General features: G+C 44.5%; 25 protein-coding genes and 1 other annotated feature (1 of these 26 only partly in view). Of the genes, 18 read left to right on the forward strand and 7 right to left on the reverse strand.

The annotated features are described in order from the left end of the window. Positions 1-84 (forward strand) — a binding site (T-box leader) (it extends 181 nt beyond the left edge of the window). A gap of 144 nt (positions 85-228) precedes the next feature. After that, complete coding sequence (gene asd / locus A7975_RS00695) at positions 229-1,314, forward strand: aspartate-semialdehyde dehydrogenase (protein ID WP_082198048.1); 1,086 nt, start codon at positions 229-231, stop codon at positions 1,312-1,314. 179 nt (positions 1,315-1,493) lie between these two features. On the opposite strand, the gene A7975_RS00700 is transcribed toward asd, so the two are convergent. After that, positions 1,494-2,498: a VanZ family protein gene (locus A7975_RS00700; protein WP_082197912.1), complete on the reverse strand. Its 1,005-nt coding sequence runs from the start codon at positions 2,496-2,498 to the stop codon at positions 1,494-1,496. A gap of 228 nt (positions 2,499-2,726) precedes the next feature. Between A7975_RS00700 and csaA the strand changes: the two genes are divergently transcribed. The 5 genes from csaA (at position 2,727) to A7975_RS00730 (ending at position 8,861) form a co-directional block, all read left to right on the forward strand. Continuing rightward, positions 2,727-3,056: a chaperone CsaA gene (gene csaA / locus A7975_RS00705; protein WP_053375295.1), complete on the forward strand. Its 330-nt coding sequence runs from the start codon at positions 2,727-2,729 to the stop codon at positions 3,054-3,056. 103 nt (positions 3,057-3,159) lie between these two features. Next, on the forward strand, positions 3,160-3,468 hold the full coding sequence (locus A7975_RS00710) for a hypothetical protein (RefSeq protein WP_053375296.1): 309 nt from the start codon (positions 3,160-3,162) through the stop codon (positions 3,466-3,468). Between the two features lie 167 nt (positions 3,469-3,635). Next, positions 3,636-4,780 (forward strand): IS3 family transposase gene (locus A7975_RS00720; RefSeq protein WP_141680172.1). Its coding sequence is split into 2 segments (ribosomal slippage): positions 3,636-3,909 and positions 3,909-4,780, totalling 1,146 coding nucleotides; the frame shifts between segments, so codons are not numbered across the junction. Between the two features lie 126 nt (positions 4,781-4,906). Continuing rightward, on the forward strand, positions 4,907-7,012 hold the full coding sequence (locus A7975_RS00725; RefSeq protein WP_141680173.1) for a GMC family oxidoreductase: 2,106 nt from the start codon (positions 4,907-4,909) through the stop codon (positions 7,010-7,012). A gap of 373 nt (positions 7,013-7,385) precedes the next feature. Beyond that, on the forward strand, positions 7,386-8,861 hold the full coding sequence (locus A7975_RS00730; RefSeq protein ID WP_065383847.1) for a protein adenylyltransferase SelO: 1,476 nt from the start codon (positions 7,386-7,388) through the stop codon (positions 8,859-8,861). A gap of 224 nt (positions 8,862-9,085) precedes the next feature. Here the strand turns inward: A7975_RS00730 and A7975_RS00735 are convergent, their stop codons facing one another. After that, positions 9,086-9,523 (reverse strand): MarR family winged helix-turn-helix transcriptional regulator, encoded by a 438-nt coding sequence (locus tag A7975_RS00735; RefSeq protein ID WP_231637622.1) that lies wholly within the window; start codon positions 9,521-9,523, stop codon positions 9,086-9,088. A gap of 254 nt (positions 9,524-9,777) precedes the next feature. Here A7975_RS00735 and uvrA point away from each other — a divergent pair, with 254 nt between their 5' ends. The 10 genes from uvrA to A7975_RS00780 all read left to right on the forward strand — a co-directional run bounded on the left by uvrA (position 9,778) and on the right by A7975_RS00780 (position 17,773). Continuing rightward, the gene (uvrA, locus tag A7975_RS00740) at positions 9,778-12,285 is read left to right on the forward strand and encodes an excinuclease ABC subunit UvrA (protein ID WP_065383848.1); all 2,508 of its coding nucleotides are present in this window, start codon (positions 9,778-9,780) and stop codon (positions 12,283-12,285) included. A gap of 33 nt (positions 12,286-12,318) precedes the next feature. Beyond that, positions 12,319-13,845 carry an MDR family MFS transporter gene (locus A7975_RS00745; RefSeq protein ID WP_053375300.1) on the forward strand — a complete coding sequence of 509 codons (1,527 nt, stop codon included), beginning with the start codon at positions 12,319-12,321 and terminating at the stop codon, positions 13,843-13,845. Between the two features lie 192 nt (positions 13,846-14,037). Beyond that, positions 14,038-14,346 (forward strand): hypothetical protein, encoded by a 309-nt coding sequence (locus tag A7975_RS33925; RefSeq protein WP_065383849.1) that lies wholly within the window; start codon positions 14,038-14,040, stop codon positions 14,344-14,346. A 2-nt stretch (positions 14,347-14,348) separates the two neighbouring features. Then, positions 14,349-14,522 carry a hypothetical protein gene (locus A7975_RS33930; protein WP_176707647.1) on the forward strand — a complete coding sequence of 58 codons (174 nt, stop codon included), beginning with the start codon at positions 14,349-14,351 and terminating at the stop codon, positions 14,520-14,522. A 25-nt stretch (positions 14,523-14,547) separates the two neighbouring features. Then, positions 14,548-15,147, forward strand: a complete 600-nt coding sequence (locus A7975_RS00755) for a hypothetical protein (RefSeq protein WP_065383850.1) — start codon at positions 14,548-14,550, stop codon at positions 15,145-15,147. Between the two features lie 249 nt (positions 15,148-15,396). Next, complete coding sequence (locus A7975_RS00760; RefSeq protein ID WP_255314131.1) at positions 15,397-16,110, forward strand: MOSC domain-containing protein; 714 nt, start codon at positions 15,397-15,399, stop codon at positions 16,108-16,110. 210 nt (positions 16,111-16,320) lie between these two features. Then, complete coding sequence (locus A7975_RS00765) at positions 16,321-16,539, forward strand: hypothetical protein (RefSeq protein ID WP_053375303.1); 219 nt, start codon at positions 16,321-16,323, stop codon at positions 16,537-16,539. A gap of 223 nt (positions 16,540-16,762) precedes the next feature. Then, positions 16,763-16,963 carry a hypothetical protein gene (locus A7975_RS00770; protein ID WP_141680174.1) on the forward strand — a complete coding sequence of 67 codons (201 nt, stop codon included), beginning with the start codon at positions 16,763-16,765 and terminating at the stop codon, positions 16,961-16,963. A gap of 8 nt (positions 16,964-16,971) precedes the next feature. Next, entirely contained in the window at positions 16,972-17,205 is a 234-nt protein-coding gene (locus A7975_RS00775) for a GNAT family N-acetyltransferase (protein ID WP_065383851.1), read from the forward strand. Between the two features lie 166 nt (positions 17,206-17,371). After that, positions 17,372-17,773, forward strand: coding sequence for a hypothetical protein (locus A7975_RS00780; protein WP_053375306.1), 402 nt, complete (start codon positions 17,372-17,374; stop codon positions 17,771-17,773). A 93-nt stretch (positions 17,774-17,866) separates the two neighbouring features. Here A7975_RS00780 and A7975_RS00785 read toward each other — a convergent pair whose 3' ends face one another. After that, positions 17,867-18,724: a polysaccharide deacetylase family protein gene (locus tag A7975_RS00785; RefSeq protein ID WP_255314132.1), complete on the reverse strand. Its 858-nt coding sequence runs from the start codon at positions 18,722-18,724 to the stop codon at positions 17,867-17,869. 258 nt (positions 18,725-18,982) lie between these two features. On the opposite strand from A7975_RS00785, the gene A7975_RS00790 reads away from it, so the two are divergent. Next, positions 18,983-19,609, forward strand: coding sequence for a hypothetical protein (locus A7975_RS00790; protein ID WP_065383852.1), 627 nt, complete (start codon positions 18,983-18,985; stop codon positions 19,607-19,609). Between the two features lie 63 nt (positions 19,610-19,672). Next, positions 19,673-20,092: a GNAT family N-acetyltransferase gene (locus tag A7975_RS00795; RefSeq protein ID WP_065383853.1), complete on the forward strand. Its 420-nt coding sequence runs from the start codon at positions 19,673-19,675 to the stop codon at positions 20,090-20,092. A gap of 50 nt (positions 20,093-20,142) precedes the next feature. On the opposite strand, the gene A7975_RS00800 is transcribed toward A7975_RS00795, so the two are convergent. The 4 genes from A7975_RS00800 to A7975_RS00815 all read right to left on the reverse strand — a co-directional run bounded on the left by A7975_RS00800 (position 20,143) and on the right by A7975_RS00815 (position 24,355). Then, positions 20,143-20,685: a DUF6022 family protein gene (locus A7975_RS00800; RefSeq protein ID WP_053377735.1), complete on the reverse strand. Its 543-nt coding sequence runs from the start codon at positions 20,683-20,685 to the stop codon at positions 20,143-20,145. A gap of 208 nt (positions 20,686-20,893) precedes the next feature. Continuing rightward, entirely contained in the window at positions 20,894-21,949 is a 1,056-nt protein-coding gene (locus A7975_RS00805) for a Ger(x)C family spore germination protein (RefSeq protein WP_065383854.1), read from the reverse strand. Further along, entirely contained in the window at positions 21,946-23,016 is a 1,071-nt protein-coding gene (locus A7975_RS00810; RefSeq protein WP_065383855.1) for a GerAB/ArcD/ProY family transporter, read from the reverse strand. The genes A7975_RS00805 and A7975_RS00810 overlap by 4 nt, the downstream gene beginning before the upstream one ends. Next, the gene (locus tag A7975_RS00815; protein ID WP_065383856.1) at positions 23,009-24,355 is read right to left on the reverse strand and encodes a spore germination protein; all 1,347 of its coding nucleotides are present in this window, start codon (positions 24,353-24,355) and stop codon (positions 23,009-23,011) included. Before A7975_RS00815 ends, A7975_RS00810 begins: the two co-directional genes overlap by 8 nt. Between the last annotated feature and the right edge of the window lie 20 nt (positions 24,356-24,375).

Here is a 24,375-nt window from a genome sequence, read left to right on the forward strand (position 1 = left end):
TAATGCCGTACTTGAAGAGGCTAATATGGCGACATATTGGCGAATTTGGGGTGGTACCACGAGTATACAAATCTCGTCCCTAAGACTGATTATAGTCTTGGGGGTGGGATTTTTTTTTATTGGGCCAAAGGAATTACAGCTTATATTTAACATATTGCACACCAAATCAGACCGTTTGAATAATTATTTAGGGAAGATCATCCGACGTTGAAAGGAATGGAATATCTAATGACAGCAAAATTAAAAGCAGGTATTGTAGGCGGAACGGGAATGGTGGGCCAGCGGTTTGTTCAGCTGCTCGAACAGCATCCTTGGTTTGAAGTAACGGCTATTGCAGCAAGCGCTAATTCGGCAGGTAAAACGTATGAAGAATCGGTGCAGGGCAGATGGAAATTAACTAGCCCGGTTCCTGAAAATGTGAAAAAAATCGTCGTTCAGGATGCTTCGAAAGTAGAGGCGTTTGCTTCACAAGTCGATTTTATTTTTTGCGCGGTGGATATGAAAAAAGCTGAAATTCAAGCATTGGAAGAGGCTTACGCCAAGACAGGCACGCCTGTTGTTTCCAATAATTCGGCTCACCGCTGGACGCCCGATATCCCTATGGTCATTCCGGAAATCAACCCAGGGCATATTGATGTCATTGCTGCACAGAGAAAACGGCTTGGTACTTCAACCGGCTTCATTGCGGTTAAGCCCAACTGTTCGATCCAGAGCTATGTGCCGGCGCTTCATGCATTGCTGGATTACAAGCCAACAACAGTGGTAGCATCGACCTATCAAGCGATATCGGGAGCAGGCAAAAACTTTACCGATTGGCCTGAAATGCTGGATAATGTTATCCCGTATATTGGCGGCGAGGAAGAAAAAAGCGAGCAGGAGCCGCTTCGCATTTGGGGCAGCATCGTAAATAATGAAATTGTTAAAGCAAGCGCGCCATTGATTACAACGCAATGTATTCGCGTTCCTGTATTGGATGGACATTTGGCTACCGTTTTCGTATCGTTCGAGAAAAAACCATCGAAAGAAGAAATTCTCGCTCGCTGGCTGCAATTCAAAGGACGGCCGCAGGAGCTTGGCCTGCCAAGCGCTCCAAAACAGTTTATCACTTATTTTGAAGAAGAAAACAGACCGCAAACGAGGCTTGATCGTGACATTGAGAACGGCATGGGCGTTTCGGCGGGTAGATTGCGCGAGGATTCCGTTTACGATTTCAAATTTGTGGGACTATCGCATAATACGTTGCGCGGAGCAGCGGGCGGCGCCGTTCTAATCGCGGAATTGCTTAAAGCTGAAGGATATATCCAAGCAAAATAGAGGATCGGTATTCAATTGAATAACAAAAGCAGGTGCTGCTAGCGCCTGCTTTTTGTTTTGGGCGGCTTGATTTGTGAAACGTGGTCTTACGGGTTGTATATTGATGTTTTTTGGATCGCTGATGAATATAGGCACAAAGGGCATGGTAAAATCATGCGTTAGAGATCGGCCTTTTCCATCTAGAATAAAGGTTTAACTATTTCTTTAATGTTTTTCGTTATTTTTTGCATCGTATTCAGTTCTGATAAAGTAATGTCCCACATGATGACATTGGTATCCGGATTAGGATCATCATTCGTGATCGTTACGGTAAGCTCATCTGCACCGATTAAGGGTACTTCAAAAGACCAGAGTTGATTCTCGCTGCTATTGGCCGAAAAGCCCACGGAATAAACTTCTTTTCCGTTTATGCTAAACGCAATGATGCTTTCCCCTTGGCTTCCTTTGTTGAACAAATCGTCTGGAATGGCAGCATAGGCAGTAATTTTTGCATATTTCTTATTTAAAGGATACGTGAATTCGTTCGTCCTTGCATTCGTACTGCTGTACAGATTAACTTGAGGCGCGAACTGGTTATGGTTGATCGTAAAACCGGAGAGGCTTTTATCCCAAAGGACAGCTCCTTCTTTTTGCGTTAGTTCATTTAAGGCAATGACGTTATCGGTTTCTTCGTCTATATATTTATTGATCCCGCCAAAAAGAGCAATCGTTCCAACGGAAAGGATCATCGCTGTCAAAATTATTTTACGGATGCCTTTTAATTTTTCCCGGTCGCGGGAGATAAATCGTTGAGCGCAAAAGCCAACTGAAGCACCTATTGAATTAATGATAATATCGTCAATATCAAACGATCCTAAACGGGTAACCATTTGGAGCACTTCAAGAATCGTAATAGACAGTACAAATAAAGCTATGAATTGGATGAACCGAAGGCGATATAGAAGTGGGATGATGATCCCAAAAGGTATAAAGGCTGCAAAGTTGCCAAACTCAAATAACCATTGGTTAAAGTACCTTCCCGTCGGAAAATGTAAAGGGATGCCTTCAGGAGTCAGACTGTACCGCAACCCGGAATCTACAACGGAAGCCGTCCTGTTGAATCCAATAAACATGAAGTAAAGGGTTAGAGCGGTATATAATGCTAATAGGATGAGGGTCATTTTTCGTAGATTGCCTTGATACATAATCATGTCCTTTCTAATCTAAGGATGCGGCCTTGCGAATGATTATTGGAGTGTCAACTGACGTAATAATTGCTAATAAGACTATTTTAGTAAATAAATCTAAAGCTTGTTATAAGCAGATCTTAAAATTACCTAAAGATTGAGTATAATGATTTGTTACCATACGTATAAACGTGCAAAGTGGTAAAATAATGATAAAATGCAATTGTTAAAATGGAGGCAGCATACGTGGTTACAATTGAGGATTTCATGAAATTAGATATACGAGTCGGTACAGTAATGAAAGCAGAGCCGTTTCCGGAGGCTCGAAAACCTGCAATAAAATTAGAAATCGATTTTGGAGAGTTTGGGATGAAAAGCTCTTCGGCTCAAATTACACTCAGATACGAACCGGAACAGCTAATTGGTCGGCAAGTAATCGCTGTAATGAATTTTCCGGTTAGACGCATCGCAGGTTTTAAGTCTGAGGTTCTGGTAATCGGAGGCATCCCGGAAGAAGGCGATGTCGTTCTATTAAAACCAGATGTTCCCGTGAAGAATGGTACGGCCATTGCTTAAGACACCACACTACCACACTCATGGATCGGTTTATTTTATAAAAACAATAGAATTATGATAAGATCAAATAAAGATGGTCGAGTACAACAATGGAGGCAATTTAATGAGTCAACGATATCGAATTACCAGAGCGATGCAGGAAACGGGACATGCGGAGAAAACTATATCTTTGGAAGAGTGCAAGCAGTATTTTGCGTCCAAGCCAGAGTTTGCGTACACATCGGTGTTTACCGTGACAGGTGCTACAACGATGTCCATTGAGGGAGATTTTTTCATGTGGAGCTATGGCGAAACCAAGATCCCATTCAGGCATTACGAGGGAGACATTTACGTTTCCGGTACTAATGAAGCCGTTATTCCCAAAATGATTGAGGTTGCGAGCGAATTAGTAGCAGATGTGGTGGAAGGCTGATTTTTAAAGCATATGGAATGAAACGAACTTAATCCTTACAGATAAAAACCTCTCATTAGTAGCAAGCCTAGAGGGACTGACCCCATAACGTGAGACAAATCAAAACACCTTCAAGAAAATGCAACCATGTCGTAAGATATGGAGACAACCTTGGAGGTGTTTTTACGTTGGCAACAAGAGTAAGTTACCCAGTGGATATAAAGACAAAAGCAATTGAAATGAGAATAGCAGGCATTCCGGTCAAGGAGGTAATGGAGCAACTCAACATACGAAATAAAACGCAAGTGAAAACTTGGATGCGATGGTATCGTAGGGGTGAGTTAAACCGTTTAGAGCAGCCTGTTGGCAAACAATACAGCTACGGTAAAGGACCTGAGTTTACCTCGGAACTGGAGCAAATAAAGGCGGAGAATCGGTTCTTAAAGCAACAAATAGATGTACTAAAAAAGTACAAGGAGATGGAAAGGAGTTGTCACCAAAAATCATAGTTGAACTGGTTGAGTTGATTCACGGGGAAGTTACGATCACCAAAGCTTGTTCATGGCTGGGTGTGCCACGTGCTACCTATTACCGATGGAGAGCAAAAAACGAAACTTGGCCATTGGACAGCATGGTTGAAGAGATTCGAGAACTCTGCACTGAGAATAAATTCCGTTACGGATACCGAAAGATTACTGCACTGCTTCGAAAAAAGTACAAGATTAATCACAAGCGTGTACAACGAATCATGCAAGGTGAGCAGCTTCAATGTCGAGTCAGAGTAAAGAAACGAAAGCATACAGGGCAGCCTGCTTATGTAGCTGAGTACCTGTTAAAGCGGCAATTTCAAGCTGAAGCACCGATGCATAAACTCGTCACGGATATTACGTATTTACCATTCGGCGGAAAAATGATGTACCTATCGAGCATCCTCGATTTATATAACGGAGAGATCGTAGCTAGCCGTCTATCTGATACGCAAGATACGGACTTTGTTCTGGATACACTTAATCAATTGCCAGCTGTGCCTGGTGCGATTCTCCATAGCGATCAGGGCAGCGTCTACACGTCCCATGGGTATCAGGAAGCTGTAAAAGGAAAAGGCATTACCATGAGCATGTCCCGCAAGGGAACGCCCGCTGATAATGCCCCCATTGAATCGTTTCATTCCACACTAAAGTCTGAAACGTTCTACCTCGAAGGGTTGACCCATACAACGACTGCAATCGTTGAACAGACCGTTCGAGACTACATCACTTACTATAACGCAATTCGTATTCAAACGAAACTAAAGAACCAGTCGCCGATTGATTACAGGCGACTGGCCGTTTAAACTTGTAAGGTGTTTTGATCCCTGTCTCATAAATGGGGGTCAGTCCCAGATTATTAAGGGCTAATGGGAGGTTTTTTTATGAATGCAAGCGAATGGTAGAGAAGGACAATTAATAGGAGGGCGTTCATGAGAATGAGCCAACATATTTTGGAAGCGGTTGCAGATCGGATGATTCCGGAAGATGCATGGCCATCGGCAACCGATGGGGGAGTGCTGGCATACCTGAAACGCATTGCCGCCGAGGATGTCGCTACTTGGACGGATGTGATAGAACCTGGACTTCGCGCATTGGATGCGGAAGCAATAGCTCTCCATGAGCGACCATTTTCGGAGCTGCCGGATCATGAGAAGGATCGTCTGCTGCACGATGCCGAGCTTGATTCCTTTCGGGACTGGCCGGTATCGTCTAAACGGTTCTTTGACGCTTTATTGTGCCTCGTCATCGAAGGCTATTATGGAAGTCCTGAGGGGGGCGGGAATCGCGAAGGCAGGTCTTGGGACATGATCGGCTTTCGCCCGGGTCCCGTATCCGAAAGCGATGCGCCGGCTTCGGAAACCGATTTGCCGCAATCAACCTTCGATCAACTTCGTGACCATTATGATGTGATCATCGTAGGAGCTGGGGCTGGCGGCTCGGTAGCGGCTGCTGTATTAGCTGAATCTGGACTACACGTTCTCGTCGTTGAGCGCGGAAGCTGGCTTCGCTACAATCAGATAGGCAGCGATCATTTGCGTAATCATCGGTTTAGCAAGTATGGCCACAACACAGGACCAGCAATGGATGGTAACCCACGTACGATACTATTGGCGGGCGGAGACGAACGGATCACCGCGCCGTTTGAAGGCGACTACCATAATAATGCCATGACAGTCGGCGGAGGAACACGGATCTACGGGGCGCAGGCATGGCGCTTTCATCCGGATGACTTCCGCATGGCGAGTCGCTATGGGATACCAGACGGCAGTTCGCTAAGCGATTGGCCGATTCGTTATGAGGATCTTGAGCCTTATTACATGAGGGCAGAGTGGGAAGTCGGCGTATCCGGCGATGGGAATGCCCACTCTGGACGCGGAAGGCGACAACGCGCTTATCCCATGCCAGCGCTGCCGCGTACGCTGGAAGCAGAACGGCTGGCCCTTGCGGCAGAGAAGTTGGGATGGGAAGCGGGGCCGGTGCCTCTGCTGATCAACTCCATTGATCGGGACGGCCGACAGGCTTGCGGGCGTTGCGGCCAATGTGTCGGATTCGCCTGCCCGACCAACAGCAAGAATGGCGGTCACAATACGATGTTAGTAAGGGCTATCGCTACCGGTAATTGCGATCTGATCTGCGATACCACGGTGGAGCGCATCGATACCGAGGGGGGAAGGCATGCCACCGGCGTTCGTCTTGTGCAGCAATTGGCGGGCTCCATACAGCGGCGGCAAGTGCGGGCTGGGCATGTCGTAGTTGCCGCAGGAGCGATCGAAAGCGCACGACTCCTTCTTAACTCGGCCAGTGATTCGGAACCGGATGGAATCGGCAATCGGAATGGACAAGTAGGAAGAAATCTTCAAGGGCATGTCTATTCTGGTGCATACGGCCTCTTTGATGAACCGGTTCAAGACGGTTTGGGTCCGGGAGTGAGCATTGCTACCTTCCGCTTTGACCATAGCAACGAAGGCGGAATTATCGGGGGTGGGCTGCTTGCAAACGAGTTCACCCGGTTGCCGCTCATTCATTGGTATCGAGCGCTTGCGCCGGATGCGGCGCGATGGGGGAGCGCAGGCAAGGAAACGATGCGGGAGAGTTATTTGCGCACCAGCCAGATTATGGGGCCGATCCAAGAGATTCCGAGCGCCGAGTCCAGAGTGCAGCTATCGAGGGCTGTCAAGGATCGCTTTGGCATGCCCGCGGCTCAACTCTCCGGCAGTGTCCATCCAGAGTCGCTTCGGGCTTCAGCCATGCTGGCAGAGCAAGCGGAGAAGTGGCTTTGGGCAGCTGGAGCACGTGAGGTATGGCGGACCCGGCCAAGCGGCGGACTAAGTGCCGGGCAGCATCAAGCGGGTACACTGCGGATGGGAAGTGACCCTGTGACATCCGTCACTGACCCCTTAGGCCGCATCCATGGTTATGACAATCTGTGGGTGAGCGACGGCTCAGTGCACGTGACTAACGGCGGCGTTAACCCGGTGTTGACGATTCTTGCTTTGGCTTTCCGCACGGCAGAGAACCTAGTGAAACAAGGGTAGCGAAAGGATGGGAAAGGCTGCCGCAGGGCAGCCTTTTCTAAGCTTAAGGCAGGATGGTCACATGAGGTATGGTGCATCAAGGAGACTGCCGCTCTTTTTTGTAGGAGGAACATTTGAAATACATACGACTTGGGAAGAAAATCATCAATATGATGAGTCAATTTGAAGGACATGATTTTCCTATGGGGCATTAGAGCGATTCTAGAGATAGTGGAAAATAAATTTAATGTTGGGTAAAATAATACAAGAGAGAGGATATAATAAACGGGCTAAAGGATACGCAAAAAGCTAGCTCTTTTGTTGATAATGAAATAAGATCATTGAAATAGGATTATGCTAAGATTTTAATATAACAGGAAAAAAAGGAGACGCAATGACTGAGAATAAAGCGACAGCAGAAGCAGGATGGAACTTCGACAACAGTTATGCCCGTCTGCCTGATTCACTTTTTACAAGGATGAGCCTAAACCCTGTAGATTCACCGGAATTGATCATTCTTAATAAACCTTTGGCAGCATCGCTTGGGCTAGATGTCCAAGCACTGCAAAGTCAAGCTGGCATAGAAGTGCTTGCTGGCAATCAGGTTCCAGAAGGAGCGCTGCCGCTTGCGCAAGCCTATGCGGGACATCAATTCGGACATTTTAACAGGTTAGGTGACGGTCGTGCTCTGCTGCTTAGTGAACAAATTACTCCTTCAGGCGAGCGAGTGGATATTCAGCTTAAAGGATCAGGCAGAACACCTTACTCCCGCGGTGGCGATGGCCGGGCCGCTCTTGGTCCAATGCTGCGCGAATACATCATCAGCGAAGCTATGCATGCGCTTGGAATTGCTACCACCCGCAGCTTAGCGGTAGTGACAACCGGTGAGACCATCTTCCGCGAAACCGTGCTGCCCGGTGCCATACTGACTCGTGTTGCTGCAAGCCATTTGCGCGTTGGAACGTTTCAATTCGCATCCAGATGGGGCACTCCCGAGGAGTTTCGGGAGCTTGCTGATTACACCTTGCAAAGGCATTATCCAGATGCTATCGCTGAAGAAAACCGTTATCTAGCGCTGCTTCAGGAAGTGGTCAAGCGTCAGGCTGAGCTGATAGCCAAATGGCAGCTTGTTGGCTTTATTCATGGGGTGATGAATACCGATAACATGGCACTAAGCGGAGAAACCATTGATTATGGTCCTTGTGCCTTCTTGGACGGTTTTGACCCTGCAACGGTGTTCAGTTCCATAGACACTCATGGACGTTATGCATATGGCAATCAGCCGCATATCGCGGCTTGGAATCTCGCAAGGTTTGCTGAAACGCTGCTGCCGCTGCTGCATGAGGATGAGGATCAAGCCGTCAAACTGGCGGAGGACGCGATTAAAGGTTTTATCGACTTCTATCATCGGAATTGGCTTGCGGGCATGAGAGCAAAGCTCGGTATCTTCAATGAAGAGGAGCAGGATGAAGCGCTTATTGAAAGCCTCCTCCGTATGATGCAAGAGAAGAGTGCAGACTTTACGAACACGTTCGTTGCTTTAACTTTTGACAAGCCAGAGGAAACGGAACTGTTCGGAACTGCTGAATTTACCCAGTGGCATGAGCTGTGGCAGGAAAGACTAAGCAGGCAGAAGGAAACAAAAGACTCGTCGCATCAGTTGATGCGCAGCAGCAATCCTGCGGTAATCCCTCGCAACCACCGGGTAGAAGCCGCACTAGAGGCAGCGGTTAAACAAGGAGATTATAGTGTGCTGGAGCGACTTCTTGAGGTTCTTTCGAATCCTTACGCGCACTCCCCTGAACAGGCCGAATATTCTACGCTGCCTGAGCAATCCAAATATCCTTACCAGACTTTTTGCGGTACCTGATGCAGAAGTGATTGGCTAACTAAATAATTCTAGGGAGCAGTTTTTAAATTTTTACGGAAAAGGGCCGATGTATCGGCTCTTTTTTTTGTAGCTTAATTTATAAAGGAATAAAGATTGTATTCAATTTACTTAAAAAACCATTCTCAAAAATTATTTAGTAAAAAAGATGATATCCCGGAGTCATTTGACTAACCGGAATGTCGTCTTTTTTTAAGCCACAAGTTTTAAGAAGAAGATTTGCTTCGTGTCGTGGAGCTAAGATGAAGGATCTGCTCCTCCAATACATCGCTGGCTTTTTCTAAAAACTGTGTAATGAGCGCTAGCTCTTCATCCGAATAAGAGGCAGCGAGATTAACCATCGCGGCGTGGAGCGGGTGGTAGGTTTGGCTGACCTCTTCTTTATTTTCATACAAAGGGACAATAATGACTTTGCGCCGGTCCCTGGGATCATGTTCTCTTCGAACAAAACCGTTTTTTTCGAGACGGTCAATTAATGCGGTAACGCTGCCTGTAGTGAGACCCGTTAGTTTGGAGAGCTCACCGGCGGTGATAGGGCCTTTTTCATGCAAAATATCTACAGATATAAAATCATTATTGTATAACCCTAAAGAGGCAGCTACATTTTGCTGGTATAGTACGGTACGGGTTCCTAGTCCCCGCATGCGCAAGGTAAAGTTCTCCTGCTCCTGTGTAGGTTGGTCTTGTTGTTCGCTTGACAAAACATAACCCTCCTTTTAAGATGTAATTATCTTGATGATCAAGATATTAGACAAACGAGATACTTGATGAAATGACTTATTGAGTTTATTTTAGCGAAATTATCACTAATTTGCAAAGGGGTGCAAAAGTCATCACGCAGCTCTTAGTACGATCCCTTTGGCGATAGCATTAAATTGTAATTTGAGGAGTGTTTCTTGTGAAAGAAAACATTGTGATTAAGGGTGCGCGCGAAAATAATTTGAAAAATGTCTCGCTTTCGATTCCCAAATACAAATTGGTCGTTTTGACGGGGCCGTCGGGTTCTGGAAAATCGACTGTAGCGATGGATACGCTGCAGCGCGAATGCCAGAGGCAGTATATGGAATCAATGGGCATGACGGCAGATGCGATCAGCAAGCCAAAGGTCGAGTCCATTGAAGGCTTATCCCCGTCGATTAGCGTCGGACAGCATGTGACGAACCGCAATCCGCGCTCAACAGTCGGGACAGTGACAGACATCTATGCGTATGTTCGATTTATTTTTTCCAGATTGGGCGAGCGGATATGTCCATCCTGCAGCGGAAGCATTGCGCCTACATTTGAACCGGCTGGGCTGCTTGTAGATGAAGACGAGGATATAGATCGTGAGACGATGAGCTGTCCGCATTGTAAAGCAGAGCTTGAGAAGCTGGGAATGCCACACTTTTCCTTTAATAAACCAGAAGGAGCATGCGAAGCATGCAGCGGGCTTGGTCATGTGGCGAGCATCAATGAAGCGGCCGTATTCAATCCGGAGCTTAGCTTGCGTGATGGAGGCGTTGCTTCTCTGAACGGCGTTCATCGCGATATTCAGATTCGTATTTTGGTTGCGGCCGGAAAGCATTTCGGATTTGAGCTTGACCCTGATCTGCCTCTGAAAGGTTACGGAGACGTTCAGCGTGATTTGCTTTACTACGGAGTCGAAAGCGAAGCATTCAAGCGCCATTATCCGAATGTGAAGCCGGTGCAAGGCACGAAGTTCGAAGGGGTCATTCCCGGTTTGTGGCGGCGATACAAAGAGAAGGAAGGAGAGTCAGGCGGCTCGTCAGAGAAAGACGTTGGCTTTTTTCATGAGCAGCTTTGCCCTGAATGTTCGGGAGCCCGCCTCAAGAAAGAAATCCGTCTCGTTCGAGTAGCTGGCGCAACGATCTCCGATGTTTCGGATCGGTCGCTTGGCGAAGTATATGAGTGGACGAGGGGGCTTGAGGAAGCACTTCCTCCAGAAGGCCTTCATTTGCTTGAGCCTATCCTTCATGACATGCCTGCGCGTTTGAAACGGATTATGGATGTTGGGCTTGGCTATCTGTCCATGAACAGGCAAACCGTAACTTTATCAGGCGGCGAAGCACAAAGGCTGCGTCTCGCTTCGCTGCTTGGCTCTGGGCTGACAGGCGTGCTGTATATTCTGGATGAACCAACGACGGGACTGCATCCCCGGGATACGGTTGGTCTAATCCGGGTGCTTCAAGAGCTGCGCGATCTTGGCAATACCGTGCTCGTAATCGAGCATGATATCGAGATGATGCGTGCTGCCGATCATATTATCGATATTGGCCCCGGTGCAGGGTTATACGGTGGTACTGTTGTTGGCGAAGGCAGCTTGGAGGATCTAATGGCAAGCGAGCTTTCGGTTACGGGCGCTTATTTGAGAGAAGAGGCACTTCCTAGTCCTAACCGCGTCCGTAGGAAAGGAAATGGACAGCATATCACGATCAAGGAAGCACAAGTTCGAAATATCGAAATACCAGTTGTTTCCTTCCCGCTTGGCACACTAATCGCAGTAACGGGGGTTTCGGGTTCGGGCAAATCGACGCTTGTGTTCGACATCCTTGCAGAAGGAAATGCGGAGAGAAAAGAGCAGACGGGATGCAAGGAAATGACGGGCCTAGAGCATATCGGCAATGTGGTCATCTTTGACCAAACGCCTATGGGGAGAATGCAGCGCTCGAATGTTGCGACCTATACCGATGTGTTTACGCACCTGCGCCAGCTGTTTGCTGGATTGCCAGAGGCGAAGAAAAGAAAGCTGACCACGAAACATTTTTCATTTAATACGCCGGGAGGCCGCTGCGAGACTTGCCAAGGCTTAGGCGTGCTGTCCATTGATATGAATTTCTTGCCCGATCTTGAAGTGAAATGCCATGACTGCAAGGGGAGAAGGTTTACTGACGAGGTTCTTCAGGTTCAATATGAAGGGTACTCTATATCGGATCTGCTGAATATTTCGGTGCAGGAGAGTTTGCCGATTCTACGGTCAGAGAAGAAGATGGCAGGCATTATCGCTATGCTGTGTGAGGTAGGGCTTGGTTATCTGAAATGGGGTCAATCGGTTAAAACGTTATCCGGCGGCGAAGGACAGCGAATTAGATTGGCTAAAGAGCTGAGCAAGCCATCCAAAAACCATACGCTCTATCTGCTCGATGAACCGACGACCGGCCTTCATCCATCAGACATTAAACAGCTTCAAGTACTGCTTAATAAGCTGGTCGATACGGGCAATACCGTCATAGTTGTCGAGCACAGCTTGGAGCTGATCCGGGAATCTGACTGGGTGATCGATATTGGCCCAGAAGGCGGCGCGGCAGGCGGAAAGCTAGTAGCAGAAGGAACACCGGAACAGGTAGCTGATGTGCCGGTTTCATCTACGGGAATGTTTCTGAAAAGGATTTTAGCAGAAGGACTTTAAATAGATGAAATAGTCATGTGGAGGGAGCAACAGATGTTGGCTAAAAAAAATAATGTGGCTGTTATCATAGTGGCGTTGCTGCTGGCGACGCTTATGGCATCGATGGATAACACCATAACAGCAACCGCGATCGGAACCATTGTTGGCGACCTTGGCGGGTTTGACAAATTAATGTGGGTCACCTCAGCATATATGGTTGCCGAGATGGCGGGTATGCCGATCTTTGGTAAATTATCGGATATGTATGGCCGCAAACGCTTCTTTATTTTCGGCATTATCGTGTTTATGATTGGTTCAGCGTTGTGCGGTACAGCAGATTCTATCATTCAGCTTAGCATTTATCGTGCGATACAGGGTATTGGCGGCGGTGCTCTAGTACCTATCGCATTCACGATCATGTTCGACGTCGTTGCTCCGGAAAAACGGGGGAAGATAGGCGGGCTATTCGGCGCCGCTTATGGGATTTCCAGTATTTTCGGCCCGCTCATTGGCGGCTATATTACGGATTATATCCACTGGTCTTGGATTTTCTACATCAACCTTCCGATCGGCCTTATTGCATTTGTTATGATTGCTTTTTTCTACAAAGAATCTGTCGAGCATTCGAAGCAAAAAATCGACTACCTTGGCGCGTTTACGCTGGTAGCCTCAATTCTTTGTCTGATGTTCGCAATTGAGCTTGGCGGCAAGGAATATGCTTGGGATTCCAGCATGATTATCGGTTTGTTTTTTTCATTTGCGGTATTTCTTGTTGCCTTTATATTTATCGAGCGCCGTGCCGAGGAACCGATCATCACCTTCGGCATGTTCAAAAACCGTCTCTATTCCACAAGCAATATCATGGCTTTGTTTAGCGGCGCGGCGTTTATTACGGCTTCCGTCTACATTCCTATCTTTATACAAGGCGTATTTGGCGGCTCGGCAACAAATTCGGCGCTTGTTCTGCTTCCCATGATGCTCGGTTCCGTAGCGACTGCCGCGGGCGGCGGAATTCTGCTTTCTAGGTTTAATTACCGCACGATCATGATAGCGACTTTGGCTCTGCTTGTTGCCGGTATTGCGCTGCTCACCACGTTAACGATTGATTCGTCACGCTTCATGGTCACGATCTTGATGATTCTAGTCGGTCTTGGAATTGGCTCATCGTTCTCCGTACTAAGCAATGCTGCGATCCATGGCTTTACGGCAAGGCAGCGCGGCTCTGCAAGCTCTACGCTCAGCTTCACGCGCGAGCTTGGCATGACGCTCGGAATTACCGTATTCGGCATTATTCAAAGTCATATTTTTACGAATAAATTAACGGCTGTATTTGGCGGCGGAGGCCAATTGTCCGAGAGCATCGATCTAAGCGATCCAAGTAAAATTTTGACGCCGGGCACGCGGGAGAAAATACCTGTTGATATTCTGGATAAGATTACAGAGGCGTTGTCCTCCTCTCTCGTTCAAACTTTTGCATGGGCGATTATTCCGTCTGTGATCGCTCTTCTTGCAGCAGTTGCAATGAGCAAAGAGAAATTTGATCCGGCTTCCGAATTGGAACAATATACGGCCGCACATTAATGAATTGTTATAGTCAAATTATGATGAAAATTTAGATATGAACCTCTCTACAGCGAAGTTGTTTTTACTGTGGGGAGGTTTTTTGTTATTTATTAAAGGGATGCGGGTGCTCTTTTCCTCCGAAGTATAGTAATATGATCTGATAATGATAAATCCAATTTAGTTAGTATCTGGGATAGGAGGTTATTATTGATGAAAAAAGCGCTTATCATTATGAGCTCTACCTTTTTATTGTCGGGGACGCTGCTTTTTGGAATGGTCTATTTGGCAATCGCCAATTATGCCCCGCAAATGAATGGATGGAGTGATCCGCCAGGCAAATTCTCAATGGCTATGGATGCAACAATGGTAAGGGTTCCTTTTACACTCAGCATTATATTTATGATTATTGGCTCATTATTGTTTGCTACTGTCATGATTGATGCGATATCCGCAGAAAAAATCAAAATGAATCCAGAAAGCAAAAACATTGAAGTGAGTGAAATCGTTAAGGAGGATTAACAATGGAACGAGAAAAAGAAATACAAGAGCTTAAAAATCGATTAGAGAGTGTCGAAAGCAAGCTTCAACATAGGTCAAATTCTTATAAAACCATTAAATTTATAATAGGCTTTATCATTACGATTGTGGTGTTGTTAATCTTGATTGGTGTATTTCAGTTTGTTAGTTCTTCTTAAAATGGATGTGCTGAGGTGATGATCCGTGAGTTACAGCAATAAAGTGAAAGCTAATTTTACGGTTATTTTAGGAATATTATTAGTGATTTCAATGGGGTATAACCTGTTTATGCACCAAAAATATAAAAATGTTATCTTTCAAGATCAGGAAAACAGCGAAGCAAGATTAGGTCTTATTTCTGATTACGGAATAAATTTAGCCGACAACTTAGAACAGTTTATTAAACATGCTAGCGGATCAGAAGATAATGAAACCAAAAGCAAGCTGGATTCCTTTTGGCGAATCGTGCTTGGCGATAATAAAAGCATTATTTTATCCATAGGCCCTACGTCTCCTCTGTTTTTGGAAGATAGGGCGCCGAAGTGGGGGTTGTTGTCATATAGCTTTTTTCGCATTGATGGCGTAATAACGAATTTGAATTTGCTCTTTCTTGAAAAAGGCTCGTACGCCTTAACGGACGTGGATAAGGAAAAGCTTGAGGCCGTTATATCCGTATTTCGAAAAATTCATAATGAAATGGACAAAGCTAAATATCCTGAACTTATTATTGATTCATTGACCGAAGAGATGATGATTATCGATCCGCTGTACGGAAAGACGTTAGAACGTATAAATAGTCATTAAAGTGGTGGGAATGGCTTTATTAGGAGGCGAAATAATGGAATTTTTCATTATCACTTTAGTGTTAGGATTCATTTGCATCATTGCTTACCTTCGTGCTATACACATCTCTCTTCAAAAAATGATAAAAATGATGTCTACAGATAGAAACAATTAGAATTAGAAATAAATACATGGCTTTGGCAAATAGTAAACAGATTAAGCGATATGATTTATAATGAAGGCTAATGCTACTGAGTTGGAGGGTTAGCTTTGACGTTGCGCGTTGGAGAAATTAATGAAATTAACCGTTTTCCGGTAAAATCGTTTGCGGGAGAACGTTTAGGAACCTGCACGGTCGAGTCGTATGGGTTATACGGCGATCGTTTTTGTGCTTTTTATGATGAAACCAAGGCAGGGTGGGAAAGTTTTTTCACGGCTCGAAAAATTCCTAATATGCTTGCTTATCGGGCAATGCTATTAGATGACAAAATAAGCGTACAGTCACCTGATGGGCGAACCTTTGGCTGGAATGACGATCTATTAGCGGAGATTCAAAAATACGCCAAAACAAAAGTTTCAATGACGAGTTACATGGCGCCAAACCCCGAGGATGCTGATCTTATGAGTGTTGATGCTGCTAGTGTCCTAATAATAACAGACAAAAGCCTGAAGAAGCTTGAAGCCATTTGGGGAAAAAAGTTAGATGCGCGACGTTTTAGAGCAAACCTAGTTGTGGCTTTAGAAGAAGATGAGTTCAACGAAGTTGACTGGATAGGAAAGCGGTTATTGATCGGAAGCTCCGAGTTTCAAGTCGACACTTCATGTGAGCGTTGTTCATTAATTACCATCGACCCAGACTCGCTGGAACGTGATGCTTCGCTATTGAAAAAAGTGAATGAAGAGCTGGGTTTGATGTTCGGTGTATATGCTTCCGTCAAAAAAACAGGGCAGATTCATATTGGTGACAACGTATATTTAGTCTAATAAATAACAATCGATAGGAAATGCAGAAAAAGGACCCCCACGGGTCCTTTTTTTACTGGTTTTCTAATCCAGAACCTGAAGCCTAAGGGATCACTTTCCCGTAAGGCTGCAGGTGTTTTTGTTATGGACAAGTTTTGTAACAAAGACACAGTCAAGCAGCGCGAAGCTTTCATAGATTAATAGGAACTTGAGATGGAGGAGTGAAGTGAAATGAATGAAATGTATCATTTTTGCAGGAAAAATATGAATTGCAGAGTTCGCGTCCAAACGCGCAATGGGGAATGCTTTGAGGGCGTTATCGTTGACGTGGACAGCAACAATGTGTATTTCCGCAGACCGGATGGTGTCCGTATCTCTGGATGGTTTGGGTTCGGCGGCGGTATTTTTGCTTTATCGTTGTTTGCTCTGCTTGCCATTGCGTTGATCTAGTTAGCGTTTAACGCGCTGGACTAGCCGTTTTTTTGCTCTGTCAAAAACTCTCTGCAGGGAACATGCTGTAGAGAGTTTTTTACCATGTTTACTAAAGTTGTTACGGTATAGAATACTTATAGATAAACAAGACCTTGTTCAGATCGAAACCGGTCTATAAGATAAAGTTAGCGGGTGGATATGATTGGAATGAAAGGCTTGAGCAAAAAGGGGAGAGATAAGGGTGTCTATGAGCGTGCTTCCATACGATTTGGAGCATGAGAATAGCGTGATGAAGTTAAGCCATAAGGCATGGCTGCTTTTTAAATACAATAAAGATTATGGGCATCAGAAGATGAGCTGCGTATTGGACGAGGACGGGGGCTTAATTGCGTTAGCTTATAGCTGCATACCATTTCGGCTTATGAAGGCGATGAGCTGGTAGGAAGCGTTATGTGTTGGCAAACAGGCGCGGTCGAAAGAATATTCGTCGTTCCCGATTGGCGGGATAAGGGATTAGCTGAGTATCTCATTGCGAAAGCTTTTGAATATCATTATGGAAATGGACGAACGAGCGTCGAGACATTAGTCAATGAAACGGATGACGAAAGCAAAAGACTCCTTACGTCGATGGGCTATAGCTTTTCTGTGAAGCTGGAGCTTTTGGGTTTGGATCTGGAATCATGATCTTTTCTTGCAGACGCAGTCTAGGACGCTTAATAAGTCCATGGCTGCTGTTTTTCATTTCAACAGGCCTAGGTACTATAACAGATAGTACTTCAACTTTTTGAAGGAGCCGCTGTAAAATACGACTAACGGATCATAAAGTCATTTTAAGCGGGGGCATGTTAGGTTGAACAAAATGAAAAGCTTTTGGAAATCTCATTTTTGGAGAACACAAGGCATTGCTGCTCCATATTTAATCTTTATATTTCTGTTCTTCTTAGCTGGAATCAACCTGCAAGCGGATTCCGAGTTAGGCATAATAGGCCTGTTGCTGTTTATCGCGGTAGCGACTGCATTAACGGCTAGTTTTTCCAATAAAAGATGGGATACGATTTTATTTGCGATCTTTAACTATGTTGTGGACAGTATTATTTTTTATTATATCGTTTTGAATGATAACTATTTTATTGATAGTGGACTAACGTTGATTTTTTTTCTTTTATTCCCTATAACCTGTCTCATCCTGCTGGTTGGATCGGCAATCGGATTATTAATTGGGGATTTAAATGAAGAAACAGAAGGGCAATAAGAAAGAAAGTATTATCCCACAGGCTGCAAGTACGATAGGCAGCCTGTGGAGCTCAGTCGTTAAAGTATTCAACGCCATGTTCAAACCAAAATACTAACTCTCAATACTTACTCGTTTACAACGATCATAGCAATTAAAATTGTAAGGTTCGAGGCTGGAGTCGAGTGTTTTTGTTACAAATCCTTCTTTTTGTAAATAAGTTAGCAAATTGATTAAATGAGCCGCCGTTTCCGATACATCATGCATGAGCACAATAGGAGTTACATCTCCTTTTTCTAACCGATTAATTTGACTGATCGTAGATTCGATGAACTCTGCATTAGATGAGGACCAGTCGCTGCTGTCAACGTTCCAATCCCACAACTTGTATCCATTGTCATCCAATACTTTCCGGTAGGAATCAGTCAAATAAGGGATGCTTCCATACGGCGTACGAATAAGATCGGAACTAATGCCGGTAATCTCCTTGAGCGTATGTTGAGCTTGGTCCATTTCATCGAGTGCGGTTTGTTCAGAAAGGTAAAAACGATGTTTATTATGGGTTACACCGTGCAGGGCAACAGCGTGTCCCTCATCTACAATCCGTTTGACGAGATCCGGCGACTCCTTCATTTTAGGCTCCAGCATAAAAAAGGTCGCTTTCGCATCAAATAACTTCAAAGCATCAAGGATATCTGGAGTAGCCGAAGAAGGGCCGTCATCAAAGGTTAAATAAATGGTTTTACCGCTGCCGTTATTTTTAGCCGATGATTGCTTTACGATAGATAATGGATTTTCAGGTCTTGCATCCACTTCTTCATCAGGGGGTTGCACATTATTAGAAATGCTGCTGCTGTTGCTGCCGCAAGCCGATAAAAGAACAAGAAAAATCAAAATAATGGTGATGGGTAATTTCTTCTTATGATTCGTCCTCATTTTCATTACATATTCCGGATAAAGTTGTTTTTTCAAAATACTCATTCTCCTTTTCCTTTTTGTTCAAGAGCTGCTGTCTCTGTACTAACCACAGGGCTATTGTAGAAAAAAGATACCTCCGGAATATGACCAACTTGTATCCATCTTGTAAAATCTCGCAAAAACCGACATGACAGAAGGCTTGTCCCCGTTTTCACGGCGAAAAATAGCGAAATAACCAAATCGACATAGGCTTGGCGGAATTGGCGTCACCAATCAACACAATGGTAAGAACCCCACTAAAGGAGATTAAAGATGACAGGTGTTCGTGCAGTTATTATAGACCCCTTTTTCGAGCAGCCAAATTGGTTGTCAAAAGTAGAGTATAGAGAAACGGTCTATCTATCAAAAAATTCAACCGAAGAGGACGCTGTCCTTTTTCTCACACTGCTATGCGGTTTTAACAACATTTCCATTGATAAAGAGCCAAATGAATTTGTACAAGAGCTCATTCGTACAGATGAAGTTGCACTTAGCGGCGGAATTGCTTTTGAAGGTCAAGGTAAGTTGATTTTACCTAGTTGTTGTTGTGGATTGGAGCAATGGAGAGAGGTAAAGGAAGCAGTTAAGTCAAAGAAAGATATATGGCTTGGACATGATCCTTTTCCAACTATCGAATACATCGATGAATCAGTGAGGATTTGGTCGGATGATTACATTGGAAATAGGAAGAAAGAACCGATTACAGAGCAAGAAAGACAAAAGATGTTTTTCATTACATATAGCCATCATGATTTGATAGAACAAATGAATGTCATTGAAATGGATTTGTTGGACTTTTTCAAATACCCATTGGTTAATGCTTTATCGATGGTGGATACTGGCTTGTTGGATGAGCTTTTTGCGATTTATCGTGGATGGTTTAGGTTGGCAAAGAAATAAAACATGCTCTAACTGAGAAAGTCAGCAGCAGTTAGATTGGCAAGATGAACAGGAGTGAAAAGGATGGAGCTTCGCATTTCCAGCGAATCCAATCGTACGGATAAAGCTTATGTGAGAGATCAAATGTATGCGTACAATATGAAGCATTTTCCCGACAACCTAAAAGGCAGGTACCAAGAGGTAAATCTGTTTTTAAAAAATGCGGATGGTCAAATGTACGGCGGGTTGCTAGGAGAAATATGCTGGAACTGGCTGGAGATACACTATTTGTTTGTTGATGAAGGACTTCGGAAATTAGGCTATGGAAAAAAACTTTTGATTGAAGCCGAGAAAATAGCGTTTGAGAAAAACTGCAATTTCATAAAACTGGACACGTTAAGCTTTCAGGCGCTGGATTTTTATCAAAAACAAGGGTATGAGGTGTTTGGTGCGATTGAAAATGCGGGCAGCTATACGCACTATTATTTAAAAAAGAATCTCTAACAAGCAAGGAGCAGTCCCATTTCGGGAGCTGCTCCTTGCTTGTTTCCTTTCTAATCCTGCTGGCTTCGCAGGTAAGCCGCATATTCTTCCGTAAATTCGAGCGCTTGCTCGAAATCGGACGATAGGAGCGAAAGCGCCGCGACAACAGCGTCCTTTCCCGTTTCGGTTAGAGCGATGATGCGAGGCTGCCGGGGGATACGCAGCTGAGTATGATCGTGATACACGACGGTGACGATGGTGCCAAGCCGTTCATTGCTCTGAGAATAGACGGTGCTCCACATCCAGCGCTGCTGGTCGTTCTCCTCCTCGTTTCCCCATTCCCTAGAAATATCAAACTCGCCTGGAAAATGCGGCTCAGGACGGAATCCGTTCTCCTTTAGCTGTCTATGGATTGGTAAAAATAAAAGGTTCAAATAGGTGCCATATGCCATATCGCCTGCCTCATGATATGCCCTCAGCAATTTATCTTGATTGCGGGAAAATACAGTTTGCCAGTTCTCCGTCACATGCTCTTCAACGTAACTGGCGATCGCGTCAATTGAGCCCTCGTGACTTGCCTCCAAGTAGGCTTTTAATGGCTTTGCTTGATTCATCGTTTTATCCCCTTCCATTGTATTCAAACGATCTTTCACTTTCCTTTTAAGCTTACAACATTCATGCAAATGATAAGGTTCATCCGATTTCATTCCAGTAAACAGCCTTGTTTTGAAAAAAACATTAACAGATAAGTTTAACCTTTACCGTTAAAATTGAAAAAGCAGACCACCGATGATCGGCAGCCTGCTCTACTCTGTTCATGCATTAGGATTTTAAATCACCGCTGTCGATAATAACGACGTCGATCGTAAATTCCTGTTTAAGCTTTGGAAAATAAGTCTCTTTCCATTTCTTCCTTTGTTCTTCAGACATTTGGTTTCGGAAGTATTGGCCGATTCCCAAAATATCGGATTTATTGGCCTGCAACCTGGTAAGGAGGCTTAAATATCTTTTTCTCATTAGCGCTTCAAGATCTTTTTTAATCTGGTCATTAGTAGGGTTACCTTGCTTCTCTTCAATCACGCCCATTAGTTTCATATGGCTTGTAAGCTTTGGCGTTGAACCGGACCAATCTGCATGGTTGGAAACATGAGCATTGTCAAGCGATACGGTAGAACTATTCATAACCTCAACCGTCCCGCCAGAGTATTGTCCTTGGTAAAGATTGTAGATAAGCGTCTCTTCAATCGATATTTTGCCGACCATTCGCGCTTTGTTCATAATAGCGGAGCCTTTGGATAAGAATGGCGTTGCCGTTCCTTTGGCGATTATAGGGATGGCGGTATCCTCCGTATCAGTATAGATTCCGCGGTAGGCTTCCCATAAATGAATAATGGAAATGTTAGGCGTCCAGCCGGAATCCTTGCCGAAAAAATCATAGGCAGATAAGCCGACATTTATTTTCTTTTGATCATGCATGACTTCTTCAAAATCTCCCGAAACGATAGCGATTAAAGCCTTTGGCGAGATTTCTCTTGAACGTACCGCAAACTCAATCGATTCTTTAATGCTATCTTTTGCAACTTCTTCACTAATAAGAAGCAGCTTTAAGTGCAATAAATCAATGCTTTCCTCCGCATGGGTGCGAAGCATATCTATCGCCTTATCGATCGTTTTCTCGTCGGCATCGATCGTTCTTGTCGAGTTATTTTCCGGATTAGGAATGCGCAAATAAAGATGGACGTTCCCGTTTTTTCCTTTGTCTATGCCCATGACCACGGGAAGCAGCCGTTTATCTATATCCTTATTGTTCCAACAGCCGGTTAATAAAGCGAAGAAGCTCAAGAGCAGCACGAACCGAGCCAAGTTTTTAATAATCATGCCGCTTGCCTCCTTTTGATCAGCCCCATAGCAAATACAGCTGCCGGTATGACGAGTATGCAGTAATAACGAATTTGCGTATCCACCCAGATGAGCGATTGGACGGAGTTCCAAGTAGGTAAAAATCCAGCAAGCGCCAATACCGCAGCCGCTAGAATAATGGATAGTATCGTAACCGAGAACGGCAGATAGAGCCTTTGAATGACATTGATCATCATCCAAAGCACCAAAGAAGCATATACAAACACCGAAGTAAGCGTGCAAGTAATATAAAACAAGGTCAGTCTATCAAACATGATCCAGCTGATATCGATGGAGTCCATCGAAATGATGGTGGGAAACTGAAAGCGGACGGAGGTTTCCTGGCTAAAGATAAGGATAGGAATATACACCATCGCGAAATAAAAAACCAATAAGCTAAGATAGGTCCAAAAAATATTTTTATGCTTTTTTAAAATGGGGTATTTGTGAAGGGGAATCAAGCCCAAAAAGAGAAAACCGGTATGAGCGAACAGGCTTGAATAAAAATCAGGGCTATTTAGAAAAGATAATTTGGCATCAACCAGCGGATAGCTGTTTTTTATATCGAAATTTCCAAAGGAAGTAATGAACGAGAACACCGTGATGGGCATGCATAGTATAAAAAGAATAATGGTAGACCTTATAATGGTATCGATTCCTTTCCAGGCAGCATACAAAGGGATTACTACCAATAATACGATTGTCCATATCGGATATTCGGGCAGGAAGGTGACCGTCAGCATTTCCGCATGAACACGCAGGATGACGCTAAGGTCTACAAAAAAGAACAGGATTAACGGAAGGAGAAAGATCCGGGCTGCCCATTTTCCGATTAAATCATTAAAAATATCAACGAGATCCATTTTAGGAAAAACAGCAAGGCCTTTCAAATACACCCACATCAATATCCATTCCATAAAAAAGCCTACTAAAATAGGCTCCCAATGTCCGCTCTTCGTAGATCCGATAATTTTTTCGGGATAGATTAAAAGTATAGTAGCCAGGTGAATCAAGAAAAAGGTAACTAATGGAGCATATTTAGTCATTTGTACCTCCGGATTTCATGCTTGAGTTGAGGTATGGGTATTGAAACGTCGTTACGCTTGCTATGTAAAAACAAACCCAGACCACGCCGGACAGCGTGCCTAGCAGGCCGTAAATCGCGCTAATAATTAAAATGATGTATTTGAATAACCGTATCATAAACGCATTTTGGTAGCCGACCAAAGTGAAATTCGCGATCGTTGTTGCGGCTAATATAATAATTAATAAATTGCTGACCAGTTTCGCTTGAACGACAGCCTGGCCGAGAATGATCCCGCCTACCATCGTAACGGTGGGTCCTATGCTTTTTGGAAGCCGTAGGCTTGCCTCAATAATCATTTCCAAAATGCCTAGCATGAGCAGCACTTCAACTAAAGCAGGGTAGGGAACACCTTCTCTGCTTAAAGCGACGGACAATGCGAGCTGGATACGAAGAACCTCGGGATTCACAGAAACTAATGCCACATAAAGCCCAGGGGCAATCAAGCCAACGAATAGACCAAGCATTCGTATTGCACGTATAGTGACCATAAAAACAAACGGAAAATTACGATCCCCATGCATGCTCCATAGATCATTAGCAAATCCAGGAACGGCAAGCGCGTAAGGATAATGATCCAAAAAGATAACAATTCTGCCTTCCATCAAATGCCGAACGGTTTCCGAAGGGATTTCTGTTGCAACGAAGGCCGGAACAAGGCTAAATTTCGGCAAGCCCAATGCGCTTGATAGATCTTGGACGCCTTCAATCTCTTTTTCTTTATTTTTTTCCAAAAGAAAGATAATGCGCTGCACCACTTTTGGCTGAGATTTGCTGCTTACATGAAACAGGCTAATTCTGCGCGGATTAAACGCCCCTAACATATAATTGCCAATAACCAAATCCTTCGAATTGATTTTAGTCCGCAACATGCTGATATTCGTTTTGATATCCTCTGTAAAGGCGTCGAACGACGATTCGATTACATTTTCTGATTGCGGGACGTCAACATTTCTAGCGATGCGGGGATGAGTCGGATTGATCATGACATGAGTTAAACCGTCTTCCGAAAAAAGGCTGAGCCTGCCGCTCAGAAGAGCTTGCACGATATTATCAAAGGAGTTCTCAAAGGTACCGCCGGTTGTTAAAACGATTTGCTCTAGCGTATCTTTTTTTTCGTTGAAATGAATTTCAAGCTGAAGCAGCGACTTTCTTGTTTCACGGATATCAACAAGCGATTCGAAATAGCAAAGGTGAACCGTTGATCCGTAAAGTGAAAACTGCTCCGATACAAAATCAGAGCTTTCCTGAAAAAACAGATTAATTTGGTCATATAGATTTGACGGAACGATTGGATCCATATATTTTCCACCCCCCAATA

Origin of the sequence: Bacillus sp. FJAT-26390, from assembly GCF_001682865.1 — a bacterium.
Lineage (GTDB): Bacteria > Bacillota > Bacilli > Paenibacillales > Paenibacillaceae > Pristimantibacillus.

Bases quoted from the DNA above. Each gene is read 5' to 3' on its own strand.
- asd (WP_082198048.1), top strand. From the start codon at position 229: ATGACAGCAAAATTAAAAGCAGGTATTGTAGGCGGAACGGGAATGGTG.
- A7975_RS00700 (WP_082197912.1), bottom strand. From the start codon at position 2,498: ATGTATCAAGGCAATCTACGAAAAATGACCCTCATCCTATTAGCATTA.
- A7975_RS00710 (WP_053375296.1), top strand. From the start codon at position 3,160: ATGAGTCAACGATATCGAATTACCAGAGCGATGCAGGAAACGGGACAT.
- A7975_RS00725 (WP_141680173.1), top strand. From the start codon at position 4,907: ATGAGAATGAGCCAACATATTTTGGAAGCGGTTGCAGATCGGATGATT.
- A7975_RS00730 (WP_065383847.1), top strand. From the start codon at position 7,386: ATGACTGAGAATAAAGCGACAGCAGAAGCAGGATGGAACTTCGACAAC.
- A7975_RS00735 (WP_231637622.1), bottom strand. From the start codon at position 9,523: ATGCGGGGACTAGGAACCCGTACCGTACTATACCAGCAAAATGTAGCT.
- A7975_RS00745 (WP_053375300.1), top strand. From the start codon at position 12,319: ATGTTGGCTAAAAAAAATAATGTGGCTGTTATCATAGTGGCGTTGCTG.
- A7975_RS33925 (WP_065383849.1), top strand. From the start codon at position 14,038: ATGAAAAAAGCGCTTATCATTATGAGCTCTACCTTTTTATTGTCGGGG.
- A7975_RS33930 (WP_176707647.1), top strand. From the start codon at position 14,349: ATGGAACGAGAAAAAGAAATACAAGAGCTTAAAAATCGATTAGAGAGT.
- A7975_RS00765 (WP_053375303.1), top strand. From the start codon at position 16,321: ATGAATGAAATGTATCATTTTTGCAGGAAAAATATGAATTGCAGAGTT.
- A7975_RS00775 (WP_065383851.1), top strand. From the start codon at position 16,972: ATGTGTTGGCAAACAGGCGCGGTCGAAAGAATATTCGTCGTTCCCGAT.
- A7975_RS00790 (WP_065383852.1), top strand. From the start codon at position 18,983: ATGACAGGTGTTCGTGCAGTTATTATAGACCCCTTTTTCGAGCAGCCA.
- A7975_RS00795 (WP_065383853.1), top strand. From the start codon at position 19,673: ATGGAGCTTCGCATTTCCAGCGAATCCAATCGTACGGATAAAGCTTAT.
- A7975_RS00800 (WP_053377735.1), bottom strand. From the start codon at position 20,685: ATGAATCAAGCAAAGCCATTAAAAGCCTACTTGGAGGCAAGTCACGAG.
- A7975_RS00805 (WP_065383854.1), bottom strand. From the start codon at position 21,949: ATGATTATTAAAAACTTGGCTCGGTTCGTGCTGCTCTTGAGCTTCTTC.
- A7975_RS00810 (WP_065383855.1), bottom strand. From the start codon at position 23,016: ATGACTAAATATGCTCCATTAGTTACCTTTTTCTTGATTCACCTGGCT.
- A7975_RS00815 (WP_065383856.1), bottom strand. From the start codon at position 24,355: ATGGATCCAATCGTTCCGTCAAATCTATATGACCAAATTAATCTGTTT.